This window comes from Halogeometricum sp. S3BR5-2, assembly GCF_031624635.1.
Classification (GTDB): domain Archaea; phylum Halobacteriota; class Halobacteria; order Halobacteriales; family Haloferacaceae; genus Halogeometricum; species Halogeometricum luteum.
In genome coordinates, this window is the sequence record NZ_JAMQOQ010000004.1 from 297,365 (window position 1) to 311,524 (window position 14,160).

The window sequence follows — 14,160 nt, forward strand, 5'->3', positions numbered from 1 at the left end:
CGCCTGTAACTATCCGCCGGGGTCGCCTGCCGGCTAGCGATGAGAGGAGCGAGACGAGCGTCGCCCTCCGCTCGGCGTCGCGCCCGCAGCGTTCACGAGTTCGTGCGCGCACAACCCAGAACGGCGAGCTACCACGCCTCCGGAAAGGAGGCGCTGTACGTCGGCCTGTCGCTGCTCGACCGGTCGGACGGCGACGAGGTGCTCGTGCCGAGTTACGCGCCGGCCGGCGTCGCCGCCGCCGTGCGCGCGGCGGGGGCGTCACCGCGCTTCTACCGCGTCGAGTCGCCGCACGAACCGGACCTGACGTCCGTCGAGGACGCCGTCTCCGAGTCGACGACGGCGCTCGTCGCCGTCCAGTACTTCGGTTTCCCGCAGACCCGGATGGACGACCTGCGGCGGGTCGCGAGCGACCACGGCGTCGCCCTCGTCGACGACGCCTCACACGGACCGCTCGGCTCCGCCGACGGCCGGGCGCTCGGCGCCCGCGGCGACGTGGGATTCGCAAGCTTCCACAAACCGCTACGCGTGCCCGACGGCGCCGTCCTCTACGTCGACGGCGCCTCGCCGCTCGTCGGCCGCAGGCCCGCCGACGAGCGGACCCGACGCGTCGGAACGCCCGGTCTCCGACCCGGACGCGGCGACCTTCGGTACTACGCCGTCTCGGCGAGCGCGGCACTCCGCGAACGCGTCCCGGCGCTGCGTAGACCGTTCCGCGCGGTCGTCGCGGCCGCCGGCGGTGCGGTCCGCGGTGACGGCGCCGCCGACTCGGAACTCGGTTCGGACGCCGACGCCGCCGGTTCGCGGCGCTCCGCCGGCCGGCGCCCGACGGACGGGGCCGAGTGGCACGGCGGGATGTCGTGGGCGACCCGGCGGGAACTGCGGCGGACGGACCCCGAGGCGGTGCGGCGCGAACGCCGGGACGCGTACCGAATCTGGGCGGCGGCCGCGGCCGACTGCGAGGGCGTCGCGCCCGTCTTCGCGGACCTCCCCCCGGGCGCCTGCCCGTGGGTTTTCCCGGTCGCGGTCGACGCCGACGAGGGCCGGGCCGAGCGGCTCGAATCCCGCGTCGACGACGCGTTCCGGTGGCCCAGACTCCCCGACGCGGTGGCCGGCGACGCGGCCTTCGCGACCGCGAACCGCCTCTCGCGGTCGGTCGTCTGCCTGCCGCTCCGCCGACCCACCGACGAGGCGCACGCCCGGCGACTCATCGGGACGGCGGACGACTGAGTTCCATGGACGTCTCGCGCTCCAGCACCCTCGTCTTCCTCGCCTCGGTCGGAACCACCGTCGCGGGGTTCGTCGGTCACGTCTACTTCGCCCGCGTCCTCGGTCCCGAACTGCTCGGCGCCTTCTTCCTGTTCCAGGCGCTTCTCACCGTCTGCATCGTCGGCACCGACCTCGGCGTCGGCACCGGGGTCGAGAAGCAACTGAGCGGCGCCTCCGACCGCGAGGAGACGTTCTCGACCGCGGTGGTCTTCTACGCGGTCACCGTCGGCGTCGTCGTCTGCGGCATCCTCCTGTTCTCCGATACGATCGACCGCTACGTCGGGATAGAGGTCGCGGCCCTGCTCGCGGTGGCCGTCTGCGCCAAGCAGTGCAAGCGCCTCCTCAACACCACGCTCAAAGGCGAACTCCGGGTCGGCGAGATATCCGGACCGATGCTGGCCGACCGGGTGGGGTGGGTCGCGGTCGGAGCGGCGCTCCTCGCCCTCGGATTCGGCGTCGAGAGCCTCGTGTACGGCACCATATTCGGGTCCGTCGTCGGCCTCGTCTGGATCGCCGCGAAGATAGACACCTCGTTCACCCGGCCGTCCTTCGACCGCCTGCGGTCGCTGCTCGGGTTCGCGAAGTACAACTTCGTCCCCTCGCTGGGGTTGCAGGTCCACAACTGGATGGACGTGCTGGTCATCGGCTACTTCCTCTCGCAGTCCGCCGTCGGCGCCTACGAGACGGCCTGGAAGGTGTCGACCATCACCACCGTCCTCGCCACGTCGGTCAGCACGACGGTCCTCCCGCAGACGAGCGCGTGGGATTCGGGGGAGAAACTCGACCGCATCGAAGACCTGCTCTCTTCGGCCATCACGCCCAGCATCCTCCTCGTCGTGCCGGCGTTCTTCGGCGTCGTCGCCCTCGCGCCTAACATCCTCGGACTGCTGTTCGGCCCGGAGTTCACCGTCGCGTCGCTGGCGCTGGTCGTCCTCGTCGCCGGGAAGGTGCCCGAGGCCATCCAACTGCTCGTCGGGCGGTGTCTGCTCGGGATGGACAGACCGAACCTCGTCGCGCGGGCGACCGTCTGGACCATCGGGCTCAATCTCCTGTTGAACGTCGTCTTGGTCGTCCAGTTCGGTCTCGTGGGCGCCGCCGTCGCCACGACGGCCTCGTTCACCGTCGGGCTAATCCTCCGTGCGAAGTATCTCTCGGCGCTCATGGACCTCCGAATCCCGTACCGCGAGGTGGGGTGGTGCGTCGTCGCCTCGGTCGGGATGTACGCCGCCGTCGTCGGCGTCACCTCCGCCTTCCCCGCCGACACCCTCCCGCGGCTCTTCGGGGTGGTGCTCCTCGCGGCGGTTGTCTACGGTGCCATCCTCCTCCTGTTCGGCCGACTCCGAACCCGCGCGATGGGGTTAGCGCGACGTTTCTCGCCTCTCTGACGCCGAGGCGACTGTTCAGAGCCAAATCAACTCTCGACAAAATATTCACGTAATGGAATAGAAAATCTAAGTGGTAGTTCAGTAGACACTGTCTTTCAGTTAATGTTATTATATTATCAGCTTCTTAGTTTTCCATGCGCCCCGTGAGGGCGATAGCATGGTCGGAATCCAAGGACGGCTTGGTGACGCCGAGCATCCCTCTCCGCATCCCTCCTTGTCTCTCACTGGCGAAGAACGGTGCGACAGGTACGCGGCGGACGGTCTCGGGGTCACGGTCCTCGCCCACGGACGGAGCCGAAACCGGACTCCCGGTTCGGCGGCCAACGGAACGACTCGCTGGTGGGTCGACGGTCGGATACACAGCGTCGAGACGCCTTCGGGGGGGCGGAGCGACGTCAGCGACGGCGGGCGCGCCTGCGCCGACCTGTTCGAGTCGGCCGGTCCGGCGGCCGCCGACCGCCTGAACGGGACGTTCGTCGCCGTGGGGTACGACGGCCGGGAGAACGAGGCGTACGTCGTGACCGATCGACTGGGCACGCGCCCCCTCTACTACGCCCGGACCGACGGCGGCCTCGTGTTCTCCACACACGTCCAGTCGCTCCCCGCCCACCCGGAGGTCGACGCCGACGTCGACCCCGACCTGCTGGCCGAATACTGCTCGCTCGAACGGACCGCGGGAGTGACCACTCCCCTTACCGGCGTGGAGTCGTTTCCCCCGTCGTCGGTGACGACGATAGACCTCGACACGCTCGAAACCCGGAGCGAGCGGTACTGGTCGCCGCACCACGACCCCGAGGACGCCTCGTTCGAGACGTTCGCGCGGCGGTACGCGGAGACGCTGGAGACGGTCATGCGGGAGCGACTCGTCCCCGGCCGGCGGTACGGCTTCCTCGTCAGCGGCGGCAGCGACTCCCGACTCCTCCTCGACATCGCCACGGACGTCCTCCCCCGCGAGGACATCGTCGTCTACCACCTCTCCGACTGGATGAGCGACGAGGCCCGCGCCGCCGAACGCGCCGCGCTGACCGAGGGCGTCGAGTTCCGCTGGCTTCGCCGCGGGGAGGGGCATCAGGAGCGGTTGCTGTCGGCGGCCGCCGAGACCATGAACTTTCAGGGGCGGGCCGAACAGGCCCACGCGCTCTCGCACGTCGACCGCCTGCGCGAGGAGGTCGACTGCCTCGTCACGGGCCTGTACGCGGACACGTTCTTCGAGGCGATGAACGTCGACCGACACGCGGTCGGTCTCGGACCGTTGGGGACGTTTCACTCGCTGACGGCGGTCCCCACCCGGTCGGTCGAGGACCACGTCGAGCGATACGGCGACTCGACGCCGGCCTACGTCGACACCGACCGCTCGCTCCGGGAGATTCTCCGAGAGCGCATCGACGTGCGCGAGGACGGCTCCGTCGTCGACCACGGCGTGTCGTTCCCCTCGCTGCGCGACCTCTCGCTGTACGGCGAGACGTACCCGCTCTGGACCGACGCCGACCAGTTCTACTGGAGCCTCGAACAGACGATGCCGCACTGGACGCCGTTCCTGGACGACCGTATGGTCGACCTCGCGGAGTCGGTCCCCGTGCGGTATCAGCTCAGACGGAAGCTCTCGAACGCCGCGCTCCGGCACCGCGAATCGCCGCTCGCGGCGTTCCCGCTGTCGTCGACGGGCGTCTCGCCGTCCCGCGGGTTCCTCGCGCAGTTCCTCGGCGCCCGCCTCACGGCGCTCGTCCGGCGGTTCTCCGACACCGGCGAACCCCCGCAGCCCTACTTCACGCACGAACCGTGGACGTACGTCCCGGGCGTGCTCGACCACCAGACGTTCGTCGCCGACGTGCTTCGGCGGCGGCAGTCCGACGTCAGGGACGCGCCGTTCCTCCGGTGGGACGGCGTCCTCGACTCGTTCCGGGCCCGACTCGACGGGGAGCGCGGCACTTCTGAACTGTACACACTGCTCTCGCTGCTCGAAATGCCGGTCTTCGAGGACCTCCGCTCGGAGCGCTCCGGCCCGAAGCGACCCGACGCCGCCCCGGCGGAGGACCCGACGTCGGTCCGCGGCGTCGACGGGAACGCGTGGGCGTCGAACCCGCGGCCGGGGCAGGACTGATGGCAGGGACGAACCTCGACGTGCTCCTCGTCGGTATCGACGCCGCCTGCCTCCCCGTCCTGCGTCGCTTGGAAGAGACCGAGTCGATACCGACGCTTTCCTCGCTCCTCGCGGACGGGACGAGCGGCCCGCTGGAATCGCAGCTCCCGCCGTGGACGCCCAGCGCGTGGCCCTCGCTGTACACGGGTACGAATCCCGGCAAACACGGCGCGTTCAGCTTCCTGGAGTACGACGGCTACGACTGGGACGTCGTGGACGCCGCGTCCGTGGCCGAACCGGCGCTGTGGGAAATTCTCGACGCCGAGGGCCTGTCGAGCGTCGTCGTCAACGTCCCGGTGACGCACCCGGCGGCGGACATCGACGGCGCGGTCGTTCCGGGGTTCGTCGGCCCCGAGGACCCGCGCTGCACCCCGCCGGGACTCCTCTCGAACCTCCGCGAGGAACTCGGCGGCTACCGCGTCTACGCGGACAACGAGTTCGCGGGCGACGCCCCGCGCGACGCCCGCGTCTCGGAGTACCGCGACCTCGTCCGTTCGCGCGGCGGGGCGTTCCGCTACCTCGCCGACCGCTTCGACCCGGACTTCGGCTTCCTGCAGTTCCAGCAGACCGACACCGTCTTCCACGACATGCCCGGCGACTTCGACGCCGTCCGCTCGGTGTACGAGGCCGTCGACGAGCAGGTGGCGGAGACGCTGGCGGCGACGGACCCGACCCACGTCGTCCTCGCCAGCGACCACGGGATGGGCGAGTTCGACCGACACGAGTTCCGCGTCAACGAGTTCCTCCGCGAGCACGGCTACGTGGAGACGACGCGGGACGAGGCGGGCATGCCGTCGTGGGTGCCGCTCTGGCGCGACTCGCTCGGCGGGGGCGACGACGCGGACGGCGGAAGCGACGGAGACGAACCCGACTCGGACGCCCCCGGCCTCGCGGAACGGGGCGTGGCCGCGCTGTCGGCTCTCGGCCTCTCGCCCGCCCGCGCCGCGGGCGCCCTCGAAGCGGTCGGCCTCCTCGGCGCGGCCCGGCGGTTCGCCCCCGAGGGCGTCGTCTCCGCGGCGGGCGTCTCCGAACGCGTCGACTTCGCCGAATCGACGGCGTACATGCGCCTCCCGGTCGAGCTCGGGATTCGGCTCAACGTCGCCGGCCGGGAACCCGAGGGCGTCGTCCCGCCCGACGAGTACGAGTCGGTCCGCGCGGACCTCGTCGACCTGCTCTCGGGGGTGACGACGCCGGACGGCGACCCGGTGTTCGAGCGCGTCGTCCCGCGCGAGGAGGTGTTCGACGGCCCGCACGTGGCGGACGCCGTCGACATCGTCACGGTTCCGGCGGGCTTCGAGAACTTCCCCGCCGCGCAACTGCGCGGCGACGTGTTCGGCGCGCCGGGGGAGCCGTGGAACCACAAACTTCACGGCGTCGTCGGCGTCAGCGGCCCCGACGTGCCGGAAAGAGAGACATCCGACGCGCACCTGCTCGACGTGGCGCCGACGGTGCTCTCGCTTCTCGGCGTCCCCCTCAGCGACCGGATGGAGGGGTCGCCGTTGGTCGGCGACCGACCGCCGACGCGGGCGTACGACCGCCCGGACCGCGAACAGACCGACGCCCCAGGCGAGGGCGTCGAAGCGCACCTCGCGAATCTCGGATACCTCGACTGATATGACACTCGACATCGAACCCGCGGACGAAGACGACTGGAACGAAATCGTAGACCGCTCCGAGGAGGCCTCCGTCTTTCACGGCGCCGAGGCCCTCTCGGTGGTCGAAGACCACGCCGGCGCCGAGGTGACGCGTCTCGTCGGCTACAACGGAAACGAACCCATCGGCGTCTTCCCCGTCTTCGAGTCGCGGACGGGGCCGTTCACGCTCGTCACCTCGCCGCCGAAGCTCCTTCACACGTTCCAACTCGGCCCCGCGATGGTCGGGATGGCGGGAATGAAGCGCCGCAAGTGCGAGCAGTATCGCCGCGAGTTCGTCACGGAGTGTCTGGCGTGGGTCGACGAGCATATCGACCCCGACTCGACGTTCGTCCGGACGACGCCGGAGTTCGGCGACATCAGACCGTTCGGCTGGAACGGCTTCGAGGCGACGCCGTTCTACACGTACGCGGTGGACCTCACGACCGACCGCGAGGACCTGATAACAGAGTTCAGCCGCGACGCGCGGAGCAACATCCGCAACGCCGAGGAGGACGAGTACACCGTCGAGGTGGGCGGCAAGGAGACGCTCCGGGAGACGTTCCGCGCGGTGGCGGACCGACACGACGAGACGGGCGCGCCGCTGAAAGTCGACCAGTCGTTCGTCGTCGACCTGTACGAGCGAACCCCCGAGGGTACCGTCCGACCCTACGCCTGCCGCGTCGACGGCGAGTTCGCCACCGGGATGATAACGCTCTGTTCGGACTCGACAGTCTACCGGTGGAAGGGCGGCGGCCGGAGCGACACCGGCCTGCAGGCGACGGACCTGCTCGACTGGCACATCATGTGCGACGCGATGGACCGCGGGCACGAGCGCTACGACCTCGTGGGCGCCAACATCCCCCGCATCTGCGATTACAAGGCCAAGTTCGCGCCCGACGTGCAGACGTACTACACGCTCGACCGGGCGAACAGACTGTTCTCGGCGTCCGCGGCGGTGAAGGGCGCTATCAGCCGGTAGCCGCCGCTCCGGCCGGACCGTACGCTTTTGACGCGATGCGGCGATGTTCCGACTATGCTCGACGACACCGTTGCTATCGTCACCGGCGGTTCGACCGGCATCGGGAAGGCCATCGCGGAGAAGTACCTGGAACACGGCGCGGACGTCGTCGTCTCGAACCGCTCCGAGGAGACGGGGCGGGAGACGGCCGAGGAACTCGGCTGCGAGTACGTCCGATGCGACGTCTCGGAGTACGACCAGGTGGAGGCGTTGGTCGAGGCCACCGTCGAGGAGTTCGGCCGCCTCGACACCGTCGTCAACAACGCCGGCATCGGCCACGCCGCCTCCCTCGAAGAGATGTCCGTCGAGGACTGGCAGCGGGTGCTCAGGGTCAACCTCGACGGCGTCATGTACGGGTCGAAGGCGGCGCTGCCGCACCTCAGGGAGACTGAGGGCTCCATCGTCAACGTCGCCTCCATCTACGGCCTCGTCGCCGGCCCCGGTGCGCCCGCCTACTCGGCGGCGAAGGGTGGTGTGGTGAATCTCATCCGCCAGATAGCCATCGACTACGCGTCCGCGAACGTCCGCGTCAACTGCATCTGTCCGGGGTTCGTCGAGACGCCGATGACCGACGACTACCTCGACCAGAACCAGTTCTACGAGTTCGTCCGCGGCGAGACGCCCCTCGGACGGGTGGCCCAACCAGAGGAGATTTCGGGTATCGCGGCGTTTCTCGCCTCCGACGAGGCGTCCTACATCACGGGCGCGAACATCCCCGTCGACGGCGGGTGGACGGCGCACTGACGCGTCCCCACCTCACAGCAGCGACGACAGCGAGAAGACGATGGAGCCGACGGAGACGACGCCCGCGACGACGGCGGCGCGGCGGAGCGTGAGGTTCCGCGCCTCGCGGATTCCGTACGCGAACAGGTAGCCGACCCAGAGGTAGCCGGCGACGTTCGCCGTCACTTGGAGCAAGACGACCCAGAGCGGCAACTGACCGTGCGTCGGGGTGATGCTCGGGAGGCCGCCGGTCAGGTAGAGGAACCATATCGCACCGGTCGCGACCGCACTCGCGAGCAGGTTCGGAAGCTGTCCCCATCCGACGTTCGCCGCCGTCCGCGCGAGCGACCCTGACCCGCCGAGCAGGCCGCTCAGGACGTAGACGACGGCCGTGAACAGCGCCCAGATTCCGGCCGCGCCGACCGCGCCGCCGAGGAGAACGGCGACCACGACCAGTCCGGCGGACGCGTCGCTCCCGACGGCCTGTTCGAAGAGGGGAACGCCGCTCGCGACGGAGACGACGCCGATGGCGTACACGACGGCGGCCGCGCCGAGCAGCGACGGCGTCCGCTCGGCGAAGAAGCGTTCGGGGTCGAACAGCGGAGTGGAGGGCATCGTCCGACGCGACGGTCTGCGCTCGAATAAGTTTACCTAGTGACATGAACGCGCGGCCCGTCAGCCGAGCCAGTCCCGCAGGACCGCGCCGAACCCGGCCGCACCGATGCCGAACGAGACGATGCCGCCGACGCCCGTCAGCGCCAGCGCACCGTTGAGACCCGCGGCGACCAACAGCGGTTTGGTCCAGCCGTTCTCGCGGCCGACGAGTCGGTCGGCGATGGCCAGGAAAGCGACGGCCGCGCCGACGGCCCAGACGACGTAGGCCACCAACCCGAGCGGGATGGCCAGGAGGACGCCGACGAGGGTGAATATCAACAGTACGGTAACGACCGCGACGGCGACGAGACAGAGCACACCGTAGAGGAACGACTCGACGGGTTCGTCGAGCACCGACGCCATCGTCCGCTCGACGTACTCGGGGACGACGGCGACCAGAATCGCGCCGACGACCAGCGTCGTCAGGAACGCGCCGACCGCTCCCCCGACGACGCCGAAGGCGGGGCCCACGTCGACGTTCACGTCCGTGCCGACCTGCGCGACCTGTGCGAGCGTCCGGCCGACAAGCGGGGAAAATCCGTTCATCGTCCGACCGCAGGACGTCCAGCTACGTATCCCTTGCTGACGCCGCGGTCTCCGAAATCGGGTGCCGCGGGAGAGGGCTGTCGGCTATCGCTCGCCCTCGAAGTCGTCCAGCCACCCGCTCACCATCTCCTGCAGGGCGCCGGTCGTGCTCCCGAGGTGGAGCAGTTGGTAGCCGTTCTCGGCCTTCTCGTTCACGTCGTCCATGCCGAACCCGAGTCCGCCGAGGGGGACGCCGGCGTCGACGGCGGCCGAACGGACCGTCTCGACGGCCTCCTCCACGTCGGGGTGGTCGAGTTCGCCGGGGTGGCCGTACGAGACGGAGAGGTCGAGGGGGCCGACGAACACGAAGCCCAACTCCGGCACGTCCAGAATCTCGTCGATGTTCTCGACGGCGGACTTCGTCTCGACGGTCGTCCCCACGAGCGTCTCGCGGTCCTCCGTGCCCACGTAGTCGTCCGCGAGTCCCCACCGGCGGGCGCGCGGCGCGGCCAGGCCCCGGTGGCCCGGTTCGCCGTCGTACTCGTACCGCGAGGACCGCACCGCCGCGCGGACCGTCTCCGCGTCCTCGACGCGCGGGATGAACACGTTGCGGACGCCCAAATCGAGCGCCTTCCGAACCGAGGTGGGTTCGGAGTCCGACAGTCGGACGAGCAGTTCCGTATCGGTGCGCTCCGCGGCCCGGAGCAGGTCCTCGACCGCCGGTCCGTGGTCGGGCGACGGCCCGCCGTGCTCGAAGTCGATCCAGACGAAGTCCGCCCCGAGTTCGCCGTAGAACTCCACCAGCGCGGGGCTGTAGGCGTTGTCGAGGACACCGAGTGCGACGGTTCCGTTCTCGAAGCGTTCCCGCAGTCCGTTGGTCGGTTGCTCGCCGCTCATAGCCCTCAGTTGTCACCTCGCTAGCTTAAGGGTAGTTGCCGACGGCGTGACTGTCCCCGATTCGAGAACCATCGGCCGATTCCGAGCCGCCGACCGACCGGACCGTTCGCGCCGCCAGACTTTTCACAAACCTGTTCGACGGAGTTCACGATGTTTGATGAACTAAATAATCGTTCGTCATCGAGGCTCCGCAGGCGGGAGTTCGTCGGCGGCATCACGTCGCTGGCGGCGGCCTCCGCGTTCTCGGTGGGCGTCTCCGAGTCGGCCGCGGCGCAGGTGGAGGAGGGGGACGACGAACCCGGCCAGACGCTCGCCTCGCCCGACGGGTCCGTCGAGGTAGCCGTGGACGTGACGGACGGCGTCCCGAGTTACTCGGTGTCGCGCGAGGGGACGACGGCACTCGAGGAGTCGACGCTCGGGTTCGAGTTCGAGAACCAGGCGCCGTTCCGGGACGGTATCGAGGTGACCGGAACCGAGCGCTTCAGCGTCGACGAGCGCTGGACGCCCGTCTGGGACCAGTACGACGAGATTCCGGAGCGATACGAGGAACTCCGAATCGGACTCCGAGAGACCGAGGAACCGAACCGGTCGCTGACGCTCGAACTGCGCGCGTTCGACGACGGCGTGGGCTTTCGGTACGTGTTCCCCGCCGAGAGCGGGTTCGGCGACTTCGCCATCGCCGCCGAGCGAACCGAGTTCGCCTTCGCGGACGACCACACGTCGTGGTGGATAGAGAACGACTTCAACAGCTACGAGTACGCCTACGAGGAGACGCCGCTGAGCGACATCGGCGACCTGAGTTCGTTCGGCGGGGCGCACACGCCGCTGACGACGAAAGCGTCCGAGGACCTCTACCTCAGCGTCCACGAGGCGAACCTCGTCGATTACGCGGCGATGGCCGTCGAACCGACGGCTGACGGCGGCGGGACGACGTTCGAGTCCGTCCTCGCGCCCCTCCCCGACGGGACGAAAGTGACCGCCTCCGTCCCCCACCGGACACCGTGGCGGACGGTGCAACTCGCCTCTCGGCCGGGCGAACTCGTGGAGTCGAACCTCGTGCTCAACCTGAACGAACCGTTCGACCCCGAACTGTTCCCGAAGGGCACCGACTGGATAGAGCCGGGGAAGTTCGTCGGCATCTGGTGGCTGATGATAACCGGCCGCGCGGACTGGGAGTATCAGGGGCCCGAAACGGGCAACCACGGCGCGCAGACCGGCCGGATGAAGCGCTACATGGACTTCGCCAGCGAGCACGGCATCCGAAGCGTCCTCGTGGAGGGATGGAACGAGGGGTGGGATAGCTACCCCGGCGAGGGGGACACGATGGACTTCGACGACCCGTACCCCGATTTCGACTGGGAGGGGGTGACCGACTACGGCCTGAACCTCGACCCGCCCGTGGAGATGACCGCGCACAACGAGACGGCGGGCAACGTCTCGAACTACGAGTCGCAACTGGAGAACTCCCCGAATCCGTTCGCCGACTACGAGGAGAAGGGGATTCGCTCCATCAAGACGGGGTACGTCGCGGACTCGGGCGTCACCATCGACGGCACGACGTACAACCACCACTGCCAACCGCTGGTGAACCACCACCACCTCGTCTACCGCGAGGCGGCGAAACACCGGCAGATGCTGGAGGTGCACGAACCCATCAAACCGACCGGCGAGCGGCGGACGTACCCGAACGTGATGACCCGCGAGGGGGTGCTCGGACAGGAGTACGACTCCTTCGGCTACGTCAGCCCCGACCACCACGTCACGTTCCCGTTCACGCGGATGCTCGGCGGCCCCGTCGAGTACACGCCCGGCATCTTCGACATGGACTCGGGGTCCGGCGGCATCGAGACGACGCGCGCGAAGCAACTAGCGATGTACCCGACGTATCTCAGCGGCCTGCAGATGGTCGCGGACCTGCCGAGTTCCTACCTCGCGGAGCAGGACGCCACACTCGGCGTCGGCGACGTGGCGCAGGCGGAGTTCGGCGACCGAGACGGCCTCTCGCGCGCCGCCCGGTGGGCGAACGCGCAGGGCGGCCGGTACGTCCCGTTCGACCCGAACGCGGCCGACTCGGGTGCGAGCGTCTCGTGGACCGTCGAGGGCGTCCCGGCGGCCGGTGAGTACGACGTACATCTCCGGTACGCCAGCGACGCCGAGGAGAACGCCGTCGACGCCGATACGCCGCGGACGGCCGTCGTCGCCGTCGGGGACTCCGCGACGCAGGTGACGCTCCCGCCGACCGAGTACTGGGACGAGTGGGCGACGACGACGGCGACGCTCTCGTTCGCCGAGGGCGACAACGACCTCTCCGTGACGCTCGGAGCGGACGACACCGGCGGGTTCAACCTCGACGCCGTCGCAGTCACCGAGTCGGGCGCGTCGATGCCGACGCCCGACGAGGACCCGACGCTCGGCCCGACGGTGCCCGAGTTCGAGTTCGTCGAGGACGTGCCCGCCGCCGGGTGGGACGACACGGAGGTGTTGGACGCCGAGATAGGCGAGTACACGCTCACGGCCCGGAAGAAGGACGAGGAGTGGTACGTCGGCGCGATGACCGGCGCGGACGGGCGCGCGCTTGACGTGCCCCTCGACTTCCTCGCGCCCGGCGAGAGCGGAAGCCGAGGCGACGGAGACGGGAACCGGAACGGGAACGGAAAGGGCGCCGGGAAGGCGCCGAGCGGACCGAAGTACGTCGCTGAGATGTACTCCGACGCGGCCGACGCCGCCTACGACTCGAACTTGGACGACGTTCGCGTCGACGAGTTCGTCGTCGACCCGAGCACGACGGTGCTGGCGTCGATGGTTGAATCGGGCGGGACCGCGCTCCGCCTCCGACCGCCGGAGGGCGGCGAGGTCGGCGACCTGCCGCGGTACGAGCGACCCGAACAGGACGTGGACGTCGCCGTCGACGCGGAGACGTTCGTCGAGTCGCCGTTCGTCACCGCCACCGGGTCGAACGCGGGCGATTACGTCGGCGGAACGACGGTCGAGGTGGTCGTCGACGGCGAGGTTCGGGCGACGGCGAACGTCCGCTTCCCGCCGAACGCCTCGGACGAGTCGCGCACGCTCTCGTTCGCCATCGACGACCCCGGGACGTACGACGTAGCGGTCCGGACGCCCGAGGGCGACGTGCTCGCGCGGCGGACGGTGACGGTGAACCCGCCCGTCGAGGTGGCTTCTTTCACCGACCCCGAGGACGACGACGCCGGCCCCGGCGGGTACGTCTACCCCACGAACGAGGCGTTCGAGGACGGCGCGTTCGACCTGCGGTCGTTCGTCGTCTCGCGGACCTCCGAGGTGTACCAGTTCGCCTTCGAGGTCGGGAACCTGTACAACGCCTTCGGGAGTTCGCGCGGGTTCTCCCCGCAGATGTTCGTCGCCTGGATTCGCGACCCGAGCGCCGACGGCGGGCGGACCGACAGCCTCGACGACCTCGGCGCGAACGTGACGTTCGAGGCGCCGTGGCAGTATCGAGTAGAGATCAGCGGCTTCACGAAGAGCGTCGTCGACGCCTCCGGAGCGTCCCTGACGACCGACGACGGGAACGCCGTGACGCTCTCGGAGAGCGTCGACACCGAGGCGGGGACGGTCACGCTCACGCTTCCGCGCGACGCCTTCGGCGGCGTCGACGCGGCCGAGTTGGAGGTCGTGGCGATGGTCCAATCCGAAGATAGAGGGTCGCTCCGGCCGGTCGCGGAGACGGCCGGGGGCTACGTCTTCGGCGGCGCGACGGCCGGCGCCGTCGAGCAGGCGCCGCGGGTGATGGACCTCGTCACCGCGACGGGCGTCGACCAGTCGGCGGCGCTGTCGTACTCCTCGGAGGAGCGAGCGACGCTGCCGTACGTCTCGCTCGGTGGAAGCGAGAGTGGCGACGAACGCGAAACGGAGACCGAAAGCGGCGGGGGCGACTGAGCGCGG

The 14,160-nt window shown here is 69.5% G+C and carries 10 protein-coding genes; 7 read left to right on the forward strand and 3 right to left on the reverse strand.

Going from position 1 to position 14,160, the window contains the following annotated elements:
• Positions 1 to 102: 102 nt before the first annotated feature.
• From NDI79_RS16070 to budC, 6 genes are all read left to right on the forward strand, one after another.
• Positions 103 to 1,227 carry a DegT/DnrJ/EryC1/StrS family aminotransferase gene (locus NDI79_RS16070; protein ID WP_310929621.1) on the forward strand — a complete coding sequence of 375 codons (1,125 nt, stop codon included), beginning with the start codon at positions 103 to 105 and terminating at the stop codon, positions 1,225 to 1,227.
• A gap of 5 nt (positions 1,228 to 1,232) precedes the next feature.
• Entirely contained in the window at positions 1,233 to 2,651 is a 1,419-nt protein-coding gene (locus NDI79_RS16075; protein WP_310929623.1) for an oligosaccharide flippase family protein, read from the forward strand.
• A gap of 157 nt (positions 2,652 to 2,808) precedes the next feature.
• Positions 2,809 to 4,752 carry an asparagine synthase-related protein gene (locus NDI79_RS16080; protein WP_310929624.1) on the forward strand — a complete coding sequence of 648 codons (1,944 nt, stop codon included), beginning with the start codon at positions 2,809 to 2,811 and terminating at the stop codon, positions 4,750 to 4,752.
• Entirely contained in the window at positions 4,752 to 6,404 is a 1,653-nt protein-coding gene (locus NDI79_RS16085) for an alkaline phosphatase family protein (protein WP_310929625.1), read from the forward strand. Before NDI79_RS16080 ends, NDI79_RS16085 begins: the two co-directional genes overlap by 1 nt.
• Before the next feature lies 1 nt (position 6,405).
• Positions 6,406 to 7,404: a lipid II:glycine glycyltransferase FemX gene (locus NDI79_RS16090; protein ID WP_310929626.1), complete on the forward strand. Its 999-nt coding sequence runs from the start codon at positions 6,406 to 6,408 to the stop codon at positions 7,402 to 7,404.
• A gap of 54 nt (positions 7,405 to 7,458) precedes the next feature.
• A complete protein-coding gene (budC, locus tag NDI79_RS16095; protein WP_310929627.1) occupies positions 7,459 to 8,187 on the forward strand; it encodes a meso-2,3-butanediol dehydrogenase in 729 nt (242 codons plus the stop codon).
• A gap of 12 nt (positions 8,188 to 8,199) precedes the next feature.
• Here the strand turns inward: budC and NDI79_RS16100 are convergent, their stop codons facing one another.
• The 3 genes from NDI79_RS16100 to NDI79_RS16110 form a co-directional block, all read right to left on the reverse strand.
• A complete protein-coding gene (locus tag NDI79_RS16100) occupies positions 8,200 to 8,781 on the reverse strand; it encodes a YIP1 family protein (protein WP_310929628.1) in 582 nt (193 codons plus the stop codon).
• Positions 8,782 to 8,841: 60 nt separating this feature from the next.
• Positions 8,842 to 9,366, reverse strand: coding sequence for a DUF8173 domain-containing protein (locus NDI79_RS16105; protein ID WP_310929629.1), 525 nt, complete (start codon positions 9,364 to 9,366; stop codon positions 8,842 to 8,844).
• An 84-nt stretch (positions 9,367 to 9,450) separates the two neighbouring features.
• Complete coding sequence (locus NDI79_RS16110; protein ID WP_310929631.1) at positions 9,451 to 10,242, reverse strand: HpcH/HpaI aldolase family protein; 792 nt, start codon at positions 10,240 to 10,242, stop codon at positions 9,451 to 9,453.
• Positions 10,243 to 10,392: 150 nt separating this feature from the next.
• Between NDI79_RS16110 and NDI79_RS16115 the strand changes: the two genes are divergently transcribed.
• Positions 10,393 to 14,154 carry a glycoside hydrolase family 97 N-terminal domain-containing protein gene (locus NDI79_RS16115; RefSeq protein ID WP_310929632.1) on the forward strand — a complete coding sequence of 1,254 codons (3,762 nt, stop codon included), beginning with the start codon at positions 10,393 to 10,395 and terminating at the stop codon, positions 14,152 to 14,154.
• Positions 14,155 to 14,160 lie beyond the last annotated feature (6 nt).

Bases quoted from the DNA above. Each gene is read 5' to 3' on its own strand.
- NDI79_RS16090 (WP_310929626.1), top strand. From the start codon at position 6,406: ATGACACTCGACATCGAACCCGCGGACGAAGACGACTGGAACGAAATC.
- NDI79_RS16075 (WP_310929623.1), top strand. From the start codon at position 1,233: ATGGACGTCTCGCGCTCCAGCACCCTCGTCTTCCTCGCCTCGGTCGGA.
- budC (WP_310929627.1), top strand. From the start codon at position 7,459: ATGCTCGACGACACCGTTGCTATCGTCACCGGCGGTTCGACCGGCATC.
- NDI79_RS16080 (WP_310929624.1), top strand. From the start codon at position 2,809: ATGGTCGGAATCCAAGGACGGCTTGGTGACGCCGAGCATCCCTCTCCG.
- NDI79_RS16085 (WP_310929625.1), top strand. From the start codon at position 4,752: ATGGCAGGGACGAACCTCGACGTGCTCCTCGTCGGTATCGACGCCGCC.
- NDI79_RS16115 (WP_310929632.1), top strand. From the start codon at position 10,393: ATGTTTGATGAACTAAATAATCGTTCGTCATCGAGGCTCCGCAGGCGG.
- NDI79_RS16110 (WP_310929631.1), bottom strand. From the start codon at position 10,242: ATGAGCGGCGAGCAACCGACCAACGGACTGCGGGAACGCTTCGAGAAC.
- NDI79_RS16100 (WP_310929628.1), bottom strand. From the start codon at position 8,781: ATGCCCTCCACTCCGCTGTTCGACCCCGAACGCTTCTTCGCCGAGCGG.
- NDI79_RS16105 (WP_310929629.1), bottom strand. From the start codon at position 9,366: ATGAACGGATTTTCCCCGCTTGTCGGCCGGACGCTCGCACAGGTCGCG.